Source organism: Pseudomonas tensinigenes, assembly GCF_014268445.2.
In the GTDB taxonomy this organism is placed as follows: Bacteria; Pseudomonadota; Gammaproteobacteria; order Pseudomonadales; family Pseudomonadaceae; genus Aquipseudomonas; species Aquipseudomonas tensinigenes.
In genome coordinates this window covers 3,958,023-3,973,398 of record NZ_CP077089.1, presented here as the reverse complement: position 1 = coordinate 3,973,398, position 15,376 = coordinate 3,958,023, and the positions used below count along the sequence as shown (strand labels likewise).

Annotated in this window: 16 protein-coding genes; 5 read left to right on the top strand and 11 right to left on the bottom strand. The window is 60.7% G+C overall.

All coding sequences use genetic code 11. The features are described from left to right. Positions 1 to 44: 44 nt before the first annotated feature. Positions 45 to 308 (top strand): PAAR domain-containing protein, encoded by a 264-nt coding sequence (locus HU718_RS17630; RefSeq protein ID WP_116029674.1) that lies wholly within the window; start codon positions 45 to 47, stop codon positions 306 to 308. A 351-nt stretch (positions 309 to 659) separates the two neighbouring features. On the opposite strand, the gene HU718_RS17625 is transcribed toward HU718_RS17630, so the two are convergent. Together HU718_RS17625 and HU718_RS17620 are read right to left on the bottom strand one after the other, a co-directional pair. Continuing rightward, the gene (locus HU718_RS17625) at positions 660 to 1,355 is read right to left on the bottom strand and encodes a tRNA (adenine(22)-N(1))-methyltransferase (RefSeq protein ID WP_302471966.1); all 696 of its coding nucleotides are present in this window, start codon (positions 1,353 to 1,355) and stop codon (positions 660 to 662) included. Between the two features lie 123 nt (positions 1,356 to 1,478). Continuing rightward, complete coding sequence (locus HU718_RS17620; protein WP_127928461.1) at positions 1,479 to 2,528, bottom strand: NAD(P)-dependent alcohol dehydrogenase; 1,050 nt, start codon at positions 2,526 to 2,528, stop codon at positions 1,479 to 1,481. Between the two features lie 188 nt (positions 2,529 to 2,716). On the opposite strand from HU718_RS17620, the gene HU718_RS17615 reads away from it, so the two are divergent. From HU718_RS17615 to HU718_RS17605, 3 genes are all read left to right on the top strand, one after another. Next, on the top strand, positions 2,717 to 3,643 hold the full coding sequence (locus HU718_RS17615) for a Gfo/Idh/MocA family protein (RefSeq protein ID WP_186616139.1): 927 nt from the start codon (positions 2,717 to 2,719) through the stop codon (positions 3,641 to 3,643). Between the two features lie 169 nt (positions 3,644 to 3,812). Then, positions 3,813 to 4,013, top strand: coding sequence for a hypothetical protein (locus HU718_RS17610; RefSeq protein WP_150707851.1), 201 nt, complete (start codon positions 3,813 to 3,815; stop codon positions 4,011 to 4,013). Between the two features lie 29 nt (positions 4,014 to 4,042). Then, positions 4,043 to 4,255 (top strand): hypervirulence associated TUDOR domain-containing protein, encoded by a 213-nt coding sequence (locus HU718_RS17605; RefSeq protein WP_150729106.1) that lies wholly within the window; start codon positions 4,043 to 4,045, stop codon positions 4,253 to 4,255. Positions 4,256 to 4,260: 5 nt separating this feature from the next. Here HU718_RS17605 and HU718_RS17600 read toward each other — a convergent pair whose 3' ends face one another. The 7 genes from HU718_RS17600 to HU718_RS17570 all read right to left on the bottom strand — a co-directional run bounded on the left by HU718_RS17600 (position 4,261) and on the right by HU718_RS17570 (position 12,711). Next, positions 4,261 to 5,199: an AraC family transcriptional regulator gene (locus HU718_RS17600; RefSeq protein WP_150729105.1), complete on the bottom strand. Its 939-nt coding sequence runs from the start codon at positions 5,197 to 5,199 to the stop codon at positions 4,261 to 4,263. A gap of 11 nt (positions 5,200 to 5,210) precedes the next feature. After that, the gene (locus HU718_RS17595) at positions 5,211 to 6,044 is read right to left on the bottom strand and encodes an oxidoreductase (protein WP_186616138.1); all 834 of its coding nucleotides are present in this window, start codon (positions 6,042 to 6,044) and stop codon (positions 5,211 to 5,213) included. A gap of 172 nt (positions 6,045 to 6,216) precedes the next feature. Beyond that, the gene (locus HU718_RS17590) at positions 6,217 to 7,479 is read right to left on the bottom strand and encodes an NAD(P)/FAD-dependent oxidoreductase (protein ID WP_186616137.1); all 1,263 of its coding nucleotides are present in this window, start codon (positions 7,477 to 7,479) and stop codon (positions 6,217 to 6,219) included. Further along, the gene (locus tag HU718_RS17585; RefSeq protein WP_186616136.1) at positions 7,469 to 9,061 is read right to left on the bottom strand and encodes an aldehyde dehydrogenase (NADP(+)); all 1,593 of its coding nucleotides are present in this window, start codon (positions 9,059 to 9,061) and stop codon (positions 7,469 to 7,471) included. Before HU718_RS17585 ends, HU718_RS17590 begins: the two co-directional genes overlap by 11 nt. 72 nt (positions 9,062 to 9,133) lie before the next feature. Then, positions 9,134 to 10,081 carry a dihydrodipicolinate synthase family protein gene (locus tag HU718_RS17580; RefSeq protein ID WP_150750952.1) on the bottom strand — a complete coding sequence of 316 codons (948 nt, stop codon included), beginning with the start codon at positions 10,079 to 10,081 and terminating at the stop codon, positions 9,134 to 9,136. A 55-nt stretch (positions 10,082 to 10,136) separates the two neighbouring features. Continuing rightward, a complete protein-coding gene (locus HU718_RS17575) occupies positions 10,137 to 11,063 on the bottom strand; it encodes a 4-hydroxyproline epimerase (protein WP_186616135.1) in 927 nt (308 codons plus the stop codon). Positions 11,064 to 11,085: 22 nt separating this feature from the next. Next, on the bottom strand, positions 11,086 to 12,711 hold the full coding sequence (locus HU718_RS17570; protein ID WP_186616134.1) for an APC family permease: 1,626 nt from the start codon (positions 12,709 to 12,711) through the stop codon (positions 11,086 to 11,088). A gap of 231 nt (positions 12,712 to 12,942) precedes the next feature. Between HU718_RS17570 and HU718_RS17565 the strand changes: the two genes are divergently transcribed. Beyond that, positions 12,943 to 13,713: an AraC family transcriptional regulator gene (locus HU718_RS17565; RefSeq protein ID WP_150729098.1), complete on the top strand. Its 771-nt coding sequence runs from the start codon at positions 12,943 to 12,945 to the stop codon at positions 13,711 to 13,713. A gap of 112 nt (positions 13,714 to 13,825) precedes the next feature. Here the strand turns inward: HU718_RS17565 and HU718_RS17560 are convergent, their stop codons facing one another. Together HU718_RS17560 and HU718_RS17555 are read right to left on the bottom strand one after the other, a co-directional pair. Further along, positions 13,826 to 14,422 carry a LysE family translocator gene (locus HU718_RS17560; protein WP_186616133.1) on the bottom strand — a complete coding sequence of 199 codons (597 nt, stop codon included), beginning with the start codon at positions 14,420 to 14,422 and terminating at the stop codon, positions 13,826 to 13,828. Between the two features lie 55 nt (positions 14,423 to 14,477). After that, positions 14,478 to 15,314, bottom strand: a complete 837-nt coding sequence (locus tag HU718_RS17555) for an AraC family transcriptional regulator (RefSeq protein ID WP_186616132.1) — start codon at positions 15,312 to 15,314, stop codon at positions 14,478 to 14,480. Between the last annotated feature and the right edge of the window lie 62 nt (positions 15,315 to 15,376).

The following is a 15,376-nucleotide window of genomic DNA, read 5'->3' as shown; positions in this document are numbered from 1 at the left end:
TGGATCAAATGGAATATCAGCGGCTTGGTCAAAGGAGTGACAACATGAAAGACGCCATTCGCTTGGGCGACTCCACCACTCACGGTGGCAAGGTCCTCGAAGCCTTCTCCCGGACTGACCTCAATGGCAAGCCGATTGCCGGTGTCGGTCACAAGGTCAGTTGCCCGTTGTGCAAAGGGATATTCCCGATTGCCGAGGGCAGCAGCGCCTACACCGTCGATGGCACGCCCATCGCGCTCGATGGCATGAAAACCGCCTGTGGCGCTGCGCTGATTGCCAGTGGCCCGAAGGGTGCGGTCGTCAGCTGAGTGCTGTAATGCCGCTGACGGAGAGCCAGCGGCGTGGCGTTTGACCTTAGTGAAGAAATGTAATTTGAATGCAGTGGGCGGTAGCGGCTGCGGAGGAAGGCAATGACGTCAGGGTTTTCAAGCGAACTCAGAACTCTCTCCGCCAGAGATTTACAACGTTATCCCTCAACTGTAATTCAAGGGAGGGCAGCATCACGTCACCGTCACACTTGGACTCCCGTTCAAGTGTGACGGTGACAAAAGCAAAGCCCAGGGACGAAAGGGCGAAGTGTTGACGTGAGGTCAATACCAGAATCTGGAAGCGAGCCTGCCCGCGGAATTGGCGCATGCGCACCTGCCGGCCACGGCTTCTCAAGCCAGCAACTGCGCGATCCATTCAGCCTGTCGCGTGATCTCTCGTACCTTCGCCTCGGGCAAAGCCTGCTGCGCCCGGGCGAACTGACCGAGGGTCTTTTGCTTTTCGTTCAGTATGCGTTGCCACTTGGCCAGAAACTCCGGACTGCGTGCCTGCATCTGTAGCGGGCCGAAGTACAGTTCCTGGTCGGAATAGCTCACCGGTTCGGCGCGTTCGGCGACGATGATTTCGTAGTCGAAGCGGTTTTCCCGCAGCACTTCTTCACTGAGGATGCGGTAGCCGTTTTCCATCAGCCACTGGCGCAAGGGTTGTTCACCGCCGTTGGGTTGCAGGATCAGACGTTCCTGGCCGTTGAGGTGAGCCTTGCCGCTGTCGAGGATGTCGCGGATGGTTTCACCGCCCATGCCGCAGACGCTGACGGCGGTGATGCCGTCGTCAAGTTTGATTGCTGCCAGACCATCGGCCCTGCGCACACAGATGTGCTGCTGCAAATCGTTTTCGCGCACAGTGCGTTCAGCCGCGTGGAACGGCGTCGCCGCAACCTCGCCAGCCACGGCCGCGCTGATCAAACCACGACGCATCAGCGCCACCGGCAGATAGCCGTGATCCGAGCCGATATCCGCCAGTCGCGCACCGGCAGGTACGTGGGCAGCCACCCGCTCGAGGCGCATGGACAATGTCTGTTCGTTCAACGGCAACCCCTTGATGGCAGGCAAAGGGGTGCGACTCTGGCGAGCAACGCCGGACCTGTCAAATCCCGGCGACGGAATTCGATGGCCCATTGGCCGCGCTGAACGGCCAATGGGCGCTGAGGCTTAGCCAGCCAACGTTGCGTTGTCGATCACGAAACGATATTTCACATCGCCCTGGAGCATGCGCTCGTAGGCATCGTTGATCTGGTCGGCGCGGATCAGTTCGATGTCGGAAACGATGCCGTGCTCGGCACAGAAATCGAGCATTTCCTGAGTTTCGGCAATGCCGCCAATCATCGAACCGGCAATCGTGCGGCGCTTCATGATCAGGTTGAACACGTTCGGCGACGGGTGCGAGGTGGCCGGCGCACCGACCAGCGTCAGGGCACCATCACGCTTGAGCAGCACCAGAAAAGCATCGAGATCGTGCGGGGCGGCGACCGTGTTGAGGATCAAGTCGAAACTCTTGGCGTGTGCGGCCATTTCTTCCGCGTTGCGCGACACCACAACCTCATCGGCGCCCAGCGCCTTGGCTGCTTCACGCTTGGATTCAGAGGTAGTGAACGCGACAACGTGGGCACCCAGAGCGTGAGCCAGTTTGATGCCCATGTGGCCAAGGCCACCGATGCCAACCACGCCGACTTTCTTGCCCGGTCCCGCATTCCAGTGACGCAGCGGCGAGTAGGTGGTGATGCCCGCGCACAGCAGCGGTGCGACGGCGGCCAGTTGCGCTTCAGGATGACGGATACGCAACACGTAGCGTTCATGCACAACGATGTTTTGCGAATAGCCGCCCAGCGTCCAGCCCGGCGCATCCGCGGTCGGGAAGTTGTAGGTGCCGATCATGCCGTCGCAGTAGTTTTCTAGCCCGCTTTCGCAGTCATCGCAATGTTTGCAGCTGTCGACGATGCAACCGACGCCGACCAGATCACCGACCTTGTAGTCCGAAACATGTGCACCGACGGCGGAAACGCGGCCGACGATTTCGTGGCCCGGGACGCAAGGGAATTGCGTGCCGGCCCATTCCGCGCGCACCTGGTGCAGATCCGAATGGCAGATGCCACAAAAGGCGATATCGATCTGCACATCATGGGCGGCCGGCGCGCGGCGATTAATCTGCATCGGTTCAAGGGGTTTGTCGCCCGCGTGGGCGCCGTAGGCTTGTACAAGCATGGGAACATCCTCGATCGGTTTGTCGTAAGGCATTGTTTCTTTTCCAGCGCTTCGGGCACTAGTGCATTCCTGTGCAATCCTTGCCTGATCCTGTGCGTTGTTGTGACATTGCGCGGACAGACGCTCGTGGCGTTTGCAGGTAATCTCCCGATTCACTGACGACAACAAAATCAAAACAGGAGTCATTGATGCAACCAATCCGTCTCGGTCTGGTGGGCTACGGCAAGATCGCCCAGGATCAACATGTGCCGGCAATCCTCGCCAATCCCGCTTTCCAGTTGGTCTCCGTCGCCACCCAGGGCAAGCCCTGCGCGGGCGTTGAGAACTTCCAATCGTTGAGTGAGTTGCTGGAAAACGGTCCGCCGGTGGATGCGATTGCCTTCTGCACGCCGCCGCAAGGTCGTTTTGCCCTGGTGCAGCAAGCGCTGGCCGCCGGCAAACACGTGTTGGTGGAAAAACCACCGTGTGCCACTTTGGGTGAGGCATTGGCCTTGGTTGATCAGGCAGCAGAGCGGGGCGTCAGCGCCTTGTTTGCCTGGCATTCACGCTATGCGCCCGGTATCGAAGCCGCGCGCGACTGGCTCGCCTCGCGCACGCTGCAAAGCGTGCAGATCGACTGGAAAGAAGATGTACGCAAATGGCACCCCGGGCAGACCTGGATTTGGCAACCCGGCGGCCTCGGCGTATTCGATCCGGGCATCAATGCCTTGTCGATCGTCACCCATCTGCTGAAGCTGCCGCTGTTTGTCGAATCGGCTGAACTGCGCGTGCCGAGCAACTGCCAATCGCCGATTGCTGCGTCGATCAAAATGGCTGATGCGCATCAACTCGATGTGCGTGCGGAGTTCGACTTCGACCATGGCCATGATGAGCTGTGGAGTATCGAGGTGCGTTGCGCCGAGGGTGTTCTGCGTCTGGATAACGGCGGCGCGTTGTTGAGCATCGATGGCGTGCGTCAGGCCGTGTCGGGGGAGGGTGAGTACGCGGCAGTGTATCGGCATTTTCAGCAGTTGATTGGCGATAAGGCCAGTGACCTGGATGTGCAGCCGTTGCGCTTGGTGGCGGACAGTTTTTTTGTCGGCAGTCGGGTGTTGGTTGAGGCGTTTTACGATTAGAGCGCGGCTGGCCCGGCACGATTATTTTTAGTCACCAAGCGAAAGCCTGCCCTGAACGGCAGGCTTTTTTCGTTGGAGCACCGTTCGTCCAGTGCCCGGCACTTGCGCTGTGCCGTTGCCTCTCACGTTTAAGCGCGGATATCCCGCGTACAAGAACGGAGAAGCAAGCATGGACATCGATGAAAATGCACCGGGCAACCGGTCACAGCAAGACGTGACACGGACCACGGACAATGAGACGGGGCATGATCCGAAACGCAACCCGCCCGAGGTTCCGTTGCCCGCCGATGAAGAGTCGCCGCTCGATGAAGACATGACGGATGTGGCGGCCAATAACTCGGTGTCGAGCGAGCATCCTGAGTCGCAATGACCGGATTGAATAAGTGTGGGGGACAGGCCATGAGCACGTCATTCAAGGTCGGCGACGCGGTTCACTGGAACAGCGAAACCGGCGAGATTCGCGGCAAGGTGGTCAAGGTGCACACCCGGGATGTCGAGTTCATGGGCCGCTATCGGCCTGCTTCCAAGGACGAGCCGCAGTACGAAGTCAAAAGTGACAAGACCGGGCATCTGGCAATGCACCACGGCGCGGCGCTTCATCCCGCGAAATGACCGGACTAGTGCGACGATACGAATTCGGAAGGCGTTGTCGGCGGCGGCAATGAGTACGTCGTCTTCATCCATTCAATCTCCGCCTGCGGCGTCCGGCCGAAAAACCGTTTGAACTCGCGACTGAATTGCGAGGCGCTTTCATAACCGACGTCGAACGCTGCCGCCGATGCGCTCATGGCCTGGCGCAGCATCAGCAGCCGCGCCTGGTGCAGGCGTGTCGACTTCAGGTATTGCATCGGTGAGGTATCGGTCACATTGCGGAAGTGCAGGTGAAAACTCGGCACGCTCATGCTCGCTTCATGGGCCAATTGCTCGACGTCGAGGCGCTGCTGATAACAGCTGTGAATCTTGCGGATCGCCCGGCTCACCTTGCCGAAATGCCCGCGACGATGCAGCGCGGCACGCATTGATCCACCTTGCTCGCCCGTGAGAATGCGGTAATAGATCTCACGCACCAGCGCCGGCCCGAGAATTTGCGCTTCACCAGCGACGCTCATCGCCTCGAGAAAACGCAAGGTCGTGGTGCGCAGCGCGTCGTCCATCGGCGAGGCGTACATGCCTTTTGGCTCAGCATCGCTGACGCCATGCACCTCATCGACTTGCACCATCAACTCGCTGGCCAACTGAAAGTCCAGTTGCATGTAAATCGCGAGCATCGGCTCGGCTGCCGTGGCGTCGGTCTCCATGGTGAAGGGGATGGGCACGGACACCACCAGATAATGCTGCGCGTCATAGACGTAGGTGTCCTCACCCAGATAACCGCGCTTGCGACCCTGGCAGAGGATGACAATGCCGGGGTCGTACAACACCGGAGTGCGCGTCAGTGGGCGATTCGAGCGCAGGAAGCGCACGTCATCGAGCGCGCTGAGGTTGTAGCCCTCGACCGGGGCGAGGACTTCCATCAGTTGCACCATGCGCGCGGTGCTGCCATCGGCCGGCGTCATTGTTTTCTCTCTCAGTGATCGGTGGAGCAACTCAGCGCTTGCCATTGATCAATCTCGTCGAGCGCCTGTTGCAGTCGGTCACGCACCAGTCCCAACGCGTCACTGCCGAGTAACAAATGGGCGGGAGGCTCGGGACAATCGATGATCTGCAGCATCGCTTGCGCAGCCTTTTGCGGGTCGCCGAGCTGTTTGCCGCTTTTTGCTTCCCGGGCTTGGCGGATCGGGTCGAAACTGGCGTCGTAGTCGGCAATGCTGCGCGCGGTGCGTTGCATCGAACGGCCGGCCCAGTCGGTGCGAAACGAGCCAGGCGCCACCGCCGTGACGAAGACATTGAAGGGGCGCAGCTCTTTGCTCAGGGTATCGGAGATCCCTTCAAGCGCAAATTTGCTGCCGCAGTAATAGGCGATGCCGGGCATCGTGATGGTGCCGCCCATGGAGGTGATGTTGAGGATGTGGCCGGCGCGACGCTGGCGGAAGTAGGGCAGGAAGGCTTTGGTCATTGCGACCGCGCCGAACACATTGACGTCGAACTGACCGCGCATGTCCTCCAGCGGCGATTCTTCAAAAATGCCTTCGTGACCGTAACCGGCATTGTTGACCAGCACATCGACCGGGCCATGCGTGGCTTCGACTTGCGCAATGACGCTGTCGATCCGCTCAAAGTCAGTGACGTCCAGCAGCACGCCGTAAGCGTTCTCCGGGGACAGCGCCTGGAAGTTTTTCAGGTCGGTTTCATTACGCACAGTACCGATCACGCGGTGGCCGTTGGCAATGGCTTCCTTGGCCAGTGCATGGCCGAAACCGCTGCTGACGCCGGTGATGAACAGGGTTTTGCTGGGTTTCATGACGGTCTCCAATGACTCGGGTGTGACGTCATGGTAACCACCACCCAAGCGGTAACCTATGCCGGTTTGTCTTGCAGCCTTGCCTATTCCTATCAGGCGCTCGTGATGTGCAGATAAAACGGTGGCAGCGCCGCTAAGCACGCTCACGTTCGATCTTGCTGTTCTGTGGCCGTCAGAAACGTGCCAGTCGATAGGGCGCGCCACTTGGCAAAGCCGTTGCCCGGATTGCATCTGCGTCCGTCATCCGCACCACCATCTCCGCCGTCACCGCCGCCTGCGTCAGCCCCAGATGCTGATGCCCAAACGCAAGCAACACCTTGCCCTCACAGACCTGATCAATCACCGGCAACGAATCCGGCAATGACGGTCGAAAACCCATCCAAGGCGTCGCCGCTTCAGCACTCAGATCCTTGCGGAACAGACCCTGACTCAACCGATGCAACTGCCACGCGCGTTCCATGCTCGGTGGCTTTTCCAGCCCGGCGAACTCGACGGTGCCCGCCAACCGCAACCCCTCGGACATCGGCGTCATGATGAACTTGCGCTCCAGCGAGGTGACGGGGATGGGCAGGCGGTCGCGCTCCTGCGGCAGCATCAGGTGATAGCCGCGCTCGGTGTCCAGCGGTACTTTTTTGCCGGTGAGGGCGGCGGTGAGTTTCGCTGAGTGCGCACCGCAGGCGATCAGCACGCGACTTGCAGTCAGAGCGCCATTGCCGGTGGTCAGCGTGACCCCGTGCTCCTGCACGTGGCCGCCCTGAACCTGTTGCTGGACAAAACTCACGCCACTGGCCTTGGCCGCTTCGACCAGTTCACAGACCACGCGGTAGGGATCGATGAAATGCCCGGTGCGCGGGAAAAACAAGCCGCCCTGAATCTGTTCGCTGAGTTGTGGTGCGGTTTCGCGGATGGCGCCGGCCTGCCAGTAGTCGACCGGCACCTGCTGCTGATGCATTCGGGCCTTTAGTGCCTGGATTGCCTGACGTGATTCGGGCCGTTCGAACACCAGCAACGAGCCATCGATCTTCAGCAGGTCCGGCCGCTGGATGTCGGCGAGCAAGCGCTGCCAAGCCTGCAGACTGTTTTCATTGAGCGCGCGCAAACCTGCCACGGTGTTCTGAAAAGGCGCCGGGCGCAGATTCAACAGCAGCCGCGTGAACCACGGCAAGGCGCGCGGCAGGTACTTCCAGTCCAGTCGCAGTGGTCCCATTGGGTCCATCAACATGGCCGGCAGGCGCTTGAGGATGGACGCATCGGCGATCGGAAACACTTGCTCGGTCGCCAGATGCCCGGCATTGCCGAACGAGGCGCCGTGGCCGGGTTGCTGCGAATCGATGACCACCACGCGCAATCCTTGGCGTGCCAGACGCAGTGCGCAGGCGACACCGATGATGCCGGCGCCGACTACAGCGATGTCGTGGGAGACGTTATTGGTCATGGTGCTGCGCTTCCCTTTGCCCATCGAGCAGGCGACGCAATTGCAGCGGATTGCCTTGTTTCAATGCGTCAGGCAGCAAACTGTCGGGGAAGTCCTGATAGCAGACCGGGCGCAGGAAACGCAGGATCGCCGCTGTACCGACGGATGTCGTGCGCGAGTCGGACGTGGCCGGGAACGGCCCGCCATGCACCATCGCGTCACACACCTCGACCCCGGTGGGCCAGCCGTTGACCAGCAAGCGACCGGCCCTGCGCTCGAGCGTCGGCAGCAATGCACGCGCCTGTTCCAGGTCTTGGTCATCCAGATGCAACGTGGCGGTCAACTGGCCTTCCAGATGTTCGGTGACCTCGCGGATTTCAGCCTCACTGCTGCATTGCACGATCAGCGCCGCCGCCCCGAATGCTTCCGCTTGCAGGCGGTGATCGGCGAGAAAGTCAGCGGCCTCGGTCACGAATACACAGGCCTGACATTGGTTCGGGCCGTTGCCGCTCTGACCAACACCGGCGATGTTCGCGCTGGCATTCTCGGCCACTGCATTCACGGCAGACTCGTAAGCACTGAAGATGCCCGGTGTCAGCATCGTCTGCGCCGGACTGCGTTGAATGACTACGGCGGTGGCGGCGACAAACTTGTCCAGCGCCGGTCCTTTCAAGGCAATCACCAAGCCCGGGTTGGTGCAGAACTGGCCCGCGCCTAATGTCAGCGAAGCCACAAATCCTGCCGCCAATGCTTGCGTGCGATTGTCCAACGCCGCTGGAAACAGCAACACCGGATTGATCGAACTCATTTCCGCATACACCGGAATCGGTTCGGGCCGCGCTTGCGCCGCTTGAATCAGCGCCAGACCGCCGCTGCGCGAACCGGTGAAACCCACTGCTTTGATCCGTGGATCAGTGACCAACGCAATGCCCACTTCGCGGCCGGAACCGTACAGCAACGAGAACACGCCTTCCGGCAAACCACAGGCTTTTACCGCCCGAGCGACTGCGCGGCCGACCAGTTCGCTGGTGCCGGGATGGGCACTGTGCGCCTTGACGATCACCGGACAACCGGCGGCCAGTGCCGATGCGGTGTCACCGCCCGCGACTGAAAACGCCAGCGGAAAATTGCTCGCACCAAATACCGCGACCGGCCCGAGTGCAATCTGCCGTTGACGCAGATCCGCGCGCGGCAGCGGTTGGCGCTGCGGCTGCGCGCTATCGACGCGCACGTCCAGCCATTCACCGCCGCGGACGGTGCGGGCGAACATTCTCAATTGTTGGCAAGTACGCCCGCGTTCGCCCAGTAACCGTGCACGCGGCAGACCGCTTTCGGCATGGGCACGGTCAATCAGTTCATCGCCGAGCCCTTCGATTTCTCCAGCAATGCTTTCCAGAAATTCGGCGCGGAGATTCAGTGCTGTCTCGCGATAAACATCGAACGCTGCCCAGGCCAGCGCGCAGGCCTGTTCGACATGCTCCGTCGATCCTCCGGCATACGCCGGTTCCAGCGCTTCATTCGTGGCCGGATTGATCCCGCGAATAGCCTCGCGATTACCCGCAACCGAGTGCTGCCCGATCAGCATGTGGCCCGTCAGAGTCATGGTGTCTTCCTGATAAAAAGGGAAATGCCTGCCGCGTAGCACAACGCATCGCGGCAGGTGAGGAGGCGTTGATCAGGCGAAGTTCTGTTCCGCCGACCAGTTCTCGTACCAGTGACGGAACAGCGAGTACTGCTTCTCGGCATAACGCCGCTGCGAATCGCTCAACGCATCGGTTTCGTTGAAGTGCAGGGTGTATTCCTTGTCGCCGTTGAGCACCATCAGATGCTTGTAGTACAGCACCAGATCGCAGCCTTCATCGAACGACGACAGCACCGCCAGCGCCGATTCCAGCTCTCGCGCCTGACGACGGGCCTTGGCATCACCCTTGGCCGCCTGCTTGCTCAGCGCCACCAGTTGCAGCACCTCGCGGGGCAGGGCGTTGCCGATACCGGTGATCGCACCGGTGGCGTTGCAGTTGACGAAACCGTGCACCACTTGCGTGTCGACACCGACCATCAGGGTCACGTCATCGTCTTTGCTGGTGATGTTTTCGGCGGCGTAACGCAGGTCGGCACCACCGCCGAATTCCTTGAAGCCGATCAGGTTCGGGTACTCGCGACGCAGTTCGAAGAACAGGTCGGCGCGGGTGGCGAAGCCGTAGTAAGGGCTGTTGTAGATCACTGCTGGCAGGTTCGGTGCGGCTTGCAGAATCGCGGCGAAGTGGGCTTTTTGCGCAGTCGCCGAAGCACCACGGGACAGCACGCGGGGAATCACCATCAAACCCTGCGCGCCGACTTTTGCCGCGTGCGCCGCATGGGAAACCGCTTCACGGGAATTCACCGCGCCGGTGCCGACAATCGTAGGGATGCCGGCAGCGACCAGACGCGCCACGCCTTCCTGCCGTTCAGCCTCGGTGAGCAACGGCCAGTCGCCCATCGAACCGCAATAAACCACGGCGCTCATGCCGATATCGATCAGTTCGCGACCCTTGGCCACCAACGCGTCGAAGTCCGGTTTGCGCTGGGCGGTGCACGGGGTCATCAGGGCCGGCATGCAACCGGTGAAGATGTTGTCGCTCATTGTTTTAACTCCTTGGCACATCATTCAAAGTAAGGTGAAAAGTCTGCGCGGTGGCTCAGATGCCCCACGCGAACGGGTCTGCTTCATCGATCAGCAAGGTGCTGTCGGCGGTCATGTACGCGCGTCCGGTGATGTACGGACGAATGCGTTCGCCTTGCCATTCGAAGCGGCCTTCGAACTGGCTGCCGGTGATGCTCGCCTGCACCCAGGTTGCGCCGGGTTGCAGCTTGTCGTCGGCGGCCAGACAGGCGAGTTTGGCGCTGGTGCCGGTGCCGCACGGGGAGCGGTCGTAGGCTTTGCCGGGGCACATGACGAAGTTGCGGCTGTCGGCCCGATCGTCATCGGCGAACAGTTCGATGTGATCGATGACGGCACCGTCTTCGCCGAAAATGCTTTGGTCTTCGAGAGCCTTGAGCATCGCCCAGGTGTACGCCGTAAGATGTTCGACGTTGTCCATGGTCAGCGTCTGGCCGTGCTCGGAAACCAGGAAGAACCAGTTGCCGCCATAGGCGATATCGCCCAACACGCGGCCGTAACCCGGCACATCCACCGGTACCTGTTTGCGGTGGCGATAAGCGGGGACGTTGCCCAAGGTGACGGTTCCGTCGCCATGCAAAGTGGCGCTGACCGGGCCGACCGGGGTGTCGATCTTGTGCACGCCCGGTTCGATTTTCCCCAGGTACTGCAACGAGTTGATCAGACCAATCGTTCCGTGGCCGCACATGCCCAGATAACCGGCGTTGTTGAAGAAAATCACCCCGCACGTGGCGTCCGGCGAGACTGGCGCGCAATACAACGCGCCGACCAATACATCATTGCCACGGGGCTCCAGCAGGCAGGCGCGGCGCCATTGATCATGCTCAGTGCGCAGCGCATCGCGTTTTTCCACCATGCTGTTGCCGGGCAGATCGGGGAAGCCTGTCATCACCAGACGCGTGGGTTCACCGCCGGTGTGGGAATCAATGACGTGTAGTTTTTTCATGGATAGATTCCTTTAGGTGATTTCAGTAGGCGCCGGCAGGGCGCGCAGCCACGGTCGCGGCGGAGGCGGTGACTTCGCTTTCCTCATCGTCCTCTTCAAGACGCAGCAGATGCGCCGGCACACCGGTCGCGGCGCCCCAGTAATAAATGCCGGTGGCGCAAGCAGCGACGACGATGGTGTCGAACGGGTGTGCGAGGATGCCGAGGCCGCCAAAGGTGCCGAGCTTCGACAGCACGATGGTCACCGCGTAGAAGGCGATCAACCACGCCGAGGAGCGCACTTGGCTGGCCAGATTGAGGTGAGCGGTCGGCACAAAACGACCGCAGAGCAGGTAGACCACGAACATCAGGATTTGCAGGCCGAGCAGCCACGACACGGTGTTCCAGCCCGACCAGTAGACGATCAGCGCGGCGATGATGAACGACACCGGCCCGAGCAGACCCATGCACTTGACCCGGAACGGGCGCGGCATGTCCGGCGCATTGCGGCGCAGCGCGGCCACGGTCACAGGGGCTACGGCGTAGCTCAACACCAGCGCAGCGGAAACCACGTTGATCAGCGCCTCCCACGACGGGAACGGCAGGGTCCAGAACACCGACAGGGCGAAGGTCAGCCACAGCGCCGGTCGCGGGATGCCGGATTTTTCATCGATGTGGGTGAAGACTTTGAAGAAGGTGCCGGTCTGCGCCCAACCGTAAATCACTCGCGGGGTAGCGTTCATGTAGATGTTGCCGCAGCCGCTCGGCGAGATCACTGCGTCGGCGACCACCAGATACGCCAGCCAGCCCACGCCCAGCGTCAGCGCGATGTCGCGGTACGGCAGGGAAAATTCCTTGCTGATACCGGCCCAGCCATTGGCGAGCATTTCCGTCGGGATGCTGCCGAGAAAGGCCATTTGCAGCAGTACATAAATCAGCGTCGACAGCAGCACCGAGAGGATCAGTGCGATGGGAATGGTGCGCTGTGGATTCTTCACTTCACTGGCCACCGAGATGATCGGCGTCAGCCCTAGGTAAGCGAAAATCACACCGCCCGCCGACACCGCCATTTCGATACCGGACAAGCCGAACGGGGCGAAACCTTGTACTTGGAAATTCGCCGGTTTGAAGAAGGTGAACAGCACGCCGATCACCAGCAGCGGCACGATGAACTTGAACACGCTGACCAGATTATTGGCCTTGGCGAAGGTCTTTACGCTGCGGTAGTTGAGCAGGAAAAATACGCACAGAAGGCCGAACTGCACCAGCCAGCCGAGAATCGTCGGATCGCCAGAACCAGCCTTGGTCAGCTCGGGAAACCATGCCGCCGCGTATTGGCGTGAGGCAACCACTTCGATCGCCACCAGGCTGGAAAACGCAATCAGGGTAATGAAGCCCATCAGGTAGCCCAGCAGCGGCCCGTGGGAGTAAACCGGATAGCGCACCACACCGCCGGCTCGCGGCAATGCAGCGCCCAGCTCGCAATAGACGATGCCCAGCAACAACACGGCAAAACCGCCCAGCAGCCAGGAAAAAATCCCCGCCGGCCCGGCAATGGCGGACACATGACTGGCCGCGAACAACCAGCCGGAACCGAAGATCGCCCCGAGCCCGATAAATGTGAGGTCGATCAGTGAAAGCTGTTTTTTGAACTTGCCTTGGCCTGACATGGCATCGCCTTCTTGTGAGTTATTGGATAGGCAGTTGTGTCACTGGGACGGCCAGACTTTGAACTCATCGATGGTGTGGCGATTGATGTTTTGCGGCGGCTTCGATGACGAAATCAGCACAATCGCACTGGCGAAACGTGGCCCTCGACAGGTCTTGAGCGATGCTGCAATCTGCACACGAAGGCCGCATGGCGGGCGCTTCGTCCATCCACGTTACGAGGGTGTTGTTTGATGCAACAGGCGTTTTCGATCCTGTCACAAGACATTGATGGGCATCGTCCGCAAACACTGGAGGAGTTGTTGGCCGGTGCGGCGCTGTTGTTGCCGATGCTCGATGTGATCCCCAACGCGGCGATTTTCATCAAGGATGTGCAGGCCCGTTACGTGCTCGCCAATCGCACGCTGGTGCAGCGCTGTGGCTTGAAGGATTTACGCCCGTTACTGGGCAAGACCAGCGCGCAGGTGTTCCCGGCGCAACTTGGGCCGGGCTACACCGAGCAGGATCGCAAGGTGCTGGAAGAGGGCTTTGTACTGGAGGATCAGTTGGAGCTGCACCTGTATGGCAGTCGCGAACCGGGCTGGTGCCTGACGCACAAGCAGCCGCTGTACAACCGTGATGGCGTGATCATTGGCCTGGCGGGGATTTCCGTGGACCTGCAATCGGCCAGTGAAACGCATCCGGCATTCGAGCGGCTGGCGGCTGTCGATGAGCACATCCGCGCGAATTTCAATCGCCGCGTCACGTTGGGTGAGTTAACCCGTATCGCCGGTATTTCCGTGGCGCAACTGGAGCGTTACTGCAAACGGGTGTTCCACCTGACGCCACGGCAGATGATCCAGAAAGTGCGCCTCGAACATGCGCACCGCTTGCTGCACACCGACCTGCCGATTACCGATGTGGCGCTGCAATGCGGCTACACCGATCACAGCGCCTTCACTCGGCAGTTCAAGGCCTCGACCGGGTTTACTCCGCGCGAGTATCGGCAGGCCACCTCACCCTGATGAAATGGTATTGAAGCGCTATGTAGGAGCTGCCGAAGGCTGCGATCTTTTGATTCTGTTTTTTAAGATCAAGATCAACAGATCGCAGCCTTCGGCAGCTCCTACAGTGGAGTTATTTCAGGACAGTCAGCCATGCCGAGAGCAGTAACAACAGCGCCAGTGCCGCATTCATCCGCTTGAACGCTTTCGGCGATCCCACCAACCGCGCGCTGCCCACGCCCAGTAACGCCCACAACGTCATACACGGCAACGACACCAGCAGAAACGCGAGTGACAAAACCAGCAGCCGCAAGGTCTTGTCATCACCGCCGACAAACACGCTGACCACCGCCACGGCCATCATCCACACCTTGGGGTTGACCAGTTGCAGCATGGCGGCGCCCAGCACGCTGAAACCTTCTTCCTGCGTACCCGTCGGGTCCAGCGATGGCGGCGCGCTGCGGAAGATCTGCCACGCCAGCCAGCTCAACCAGAGCACACCGCCCCAGGCCATGGCTTGCTGCACGCGCGGGTAGCGCAGCAAGGTTTCGCCGGCACCGAGGCCGACCACCAACACAATCAGCGCCGCCGCCGCACAGGCGCCAAAAATGATTGGAAGAGTGGCGAGCAAGCCTTGGCGCGAACTGTGGCTCAGCACCAGAATATTGGTCGGCCCCGGCGTGATCGAGGCAACGAAAGCAAACAGCAGGAAGGGCAATAATGACGCCATGATCCGGATTCCCTGAAAATGAAAACAGGCATCCATGATCGCCAGTTGACGTGCGTCAGTCTGGAAGGTTTGAGCAGCGCTTGCGGTAGTCGGCGGGAGTGAGTTGGTAGGCCCGGCGGAACCAGCGCCCAAGGTGACTCTGATCAGCAAAACCGAGCACGCTGGCGACCTGCGCCGGCGTTTCACCCCGAGCCAGTAACTGCCGCGCCTTGGCCAAGCGCAGCTGGATCAGGTACGCGTGCGGCGCCAGGCCAAAAGCAGACTTGAAGGCGCGGCTGAGACGAAAACGGTCTACTCCGCAGACCTGCGCGAGATCATCGAGACCGATATCTTCATAGGTGTGCGCGTGCAGATAATCCCGCGCCAGTTGCGCCACCAACGGCAGGCGCGGATCGAAAACCTGGCGCTTGCGCCAGTCGAGATGCCGCGTGAGCGAGCTCAGCAAGCCATCGACGGCGGTCTGCCGGACGATGCGCAGATCGCCGTCATGCAACGCCTGGAAAGCGTGGCTGATCGCTGTGGCCAGACGCGGGTCCTGACTCAGCGTGTCGGCAAAACCGGGCTGGCTGTCGGACGGTGCGTCTTCGAACAGCGCATGCAGTTCACGCTCCAGCCAGTGCGGATCGAGGTAGAGCATCGAATAGGTAAAACCTTCCTCGGTCGGCGCTTGCCCATCGTGGATCTCCCCCGGCTCCAGCAGGAACACGTTGCCCGGCGTACTGCGATGGCGCACGCGGCGGCAATTGAACTGCTGCACACCTTGCTCGGTAACGCCGACGAGGAAGCTGTCATGCCAGTGCGGATCGTAGGCATGGCCCTCAAAGTGAGCGCGAATCGATTCAATCCCGGTGTCGACATCCTGGGACAGCTCGATCCAGTTGCGTTTATCCACGAAGGCTCCAGAGTTCGCCATTGAAAGGTGCGGCCCCATAAAATACCGCGCAATGCTCGTCG

Coding starts and splice junctions, on each gene's coding strand:
- HU718_RS17630 (WP_116029674.1), top strand. CDS start 45: ATGAAAGACGCCATTCGCTTGGGCGACTCCACCACTCACGGTGGCAAG.
- HU718_RS17585 (WP_186616136.1), bottom strand. CDS start 9,061: ATGACTCTGACGGGCCACATGCTGATCGGGCAGCACTCGGTTGCGGGT.
- HU718_RS17570 (WP_186616134.1), bottom strand. CDS start 12,711: ATGTCAGGCCAAGGCAAGTTCAAAAAACAGCTTTCACTGATCGACCTC.
- HU718_RS17580 (WP_150750952.1), bottom strand. CDS start 10,081: ATGAGCGACAACATCTTCACCGGTTGCATGCCGGCCCTGATGACCCCG.
- HU718_RS17560 (WP_186616133.1), bottom strand. CDS start 14,422: ATGGCGTCATTATTGCCCTTCCTGCTGTTTGCTTTCGTTGCCTCGATC.
- HU718_RS17615 (WP_186616139.1), top strand. CDS start 2,717: ATGCAACCAATCCGTCTCGGTCTGGTGGGCTACGGCAAGATCGCCCAG.
- HU718_RS17565 (WP_150729098.1), top strand. CDS start 12,943: ATGCAACAGGCGTTTTCGATCCTGTCACAAGACATTGATGGGCATCGT.
- HU718_RS17590 (WP_186616137.1), bottom strand. CDS start 7,479: ATGACCAATAACGTCTCCCACGACATCGCTGTAGTCGGCGCCGGCATC.
- HU718_RS17610 (WP_150707851.1), top strand. CDS start 3,813: ATGGACATCGATGAAAATGCACCGGGCAACCGGTCACAGCAAGACGTG.
- HU718_RS17595 (WP_186616138.1), bottom strand. CDS start 6,044: ATGAAACCCAGCAAAACCCTGTTCATCACCGGCGTCAGCAGCGGTTTC.
- HU718_RS17605 (WP_150729106.1), top strand. CDS start 4,043: ATGAGCACGTCATTCAAGGTCGGCGACGCGGTTCACTGGAACAGCGAA.
- HU718_RS17575 (WP_186616135.1), bottom strand. CDS start 11,063: ATGAAAAAACTACACGTCATTGATTCCCACACCGGCGGTGAACCCACG.
- HU718_RS17600 (WP_150729105.1), bottom strand. CDS start 5,199: ATGACGCCGGCCGATGGCAGCACCGCGCGCATGGTGCAACTGATGGAA.
- HU718_RS17620 (WP_127928461.1), bottom strand. CDS start 2,528: ATGCTTGTACAAGCCTACGGCGCCCACGCGGGCGACAAACCCCTTGAA.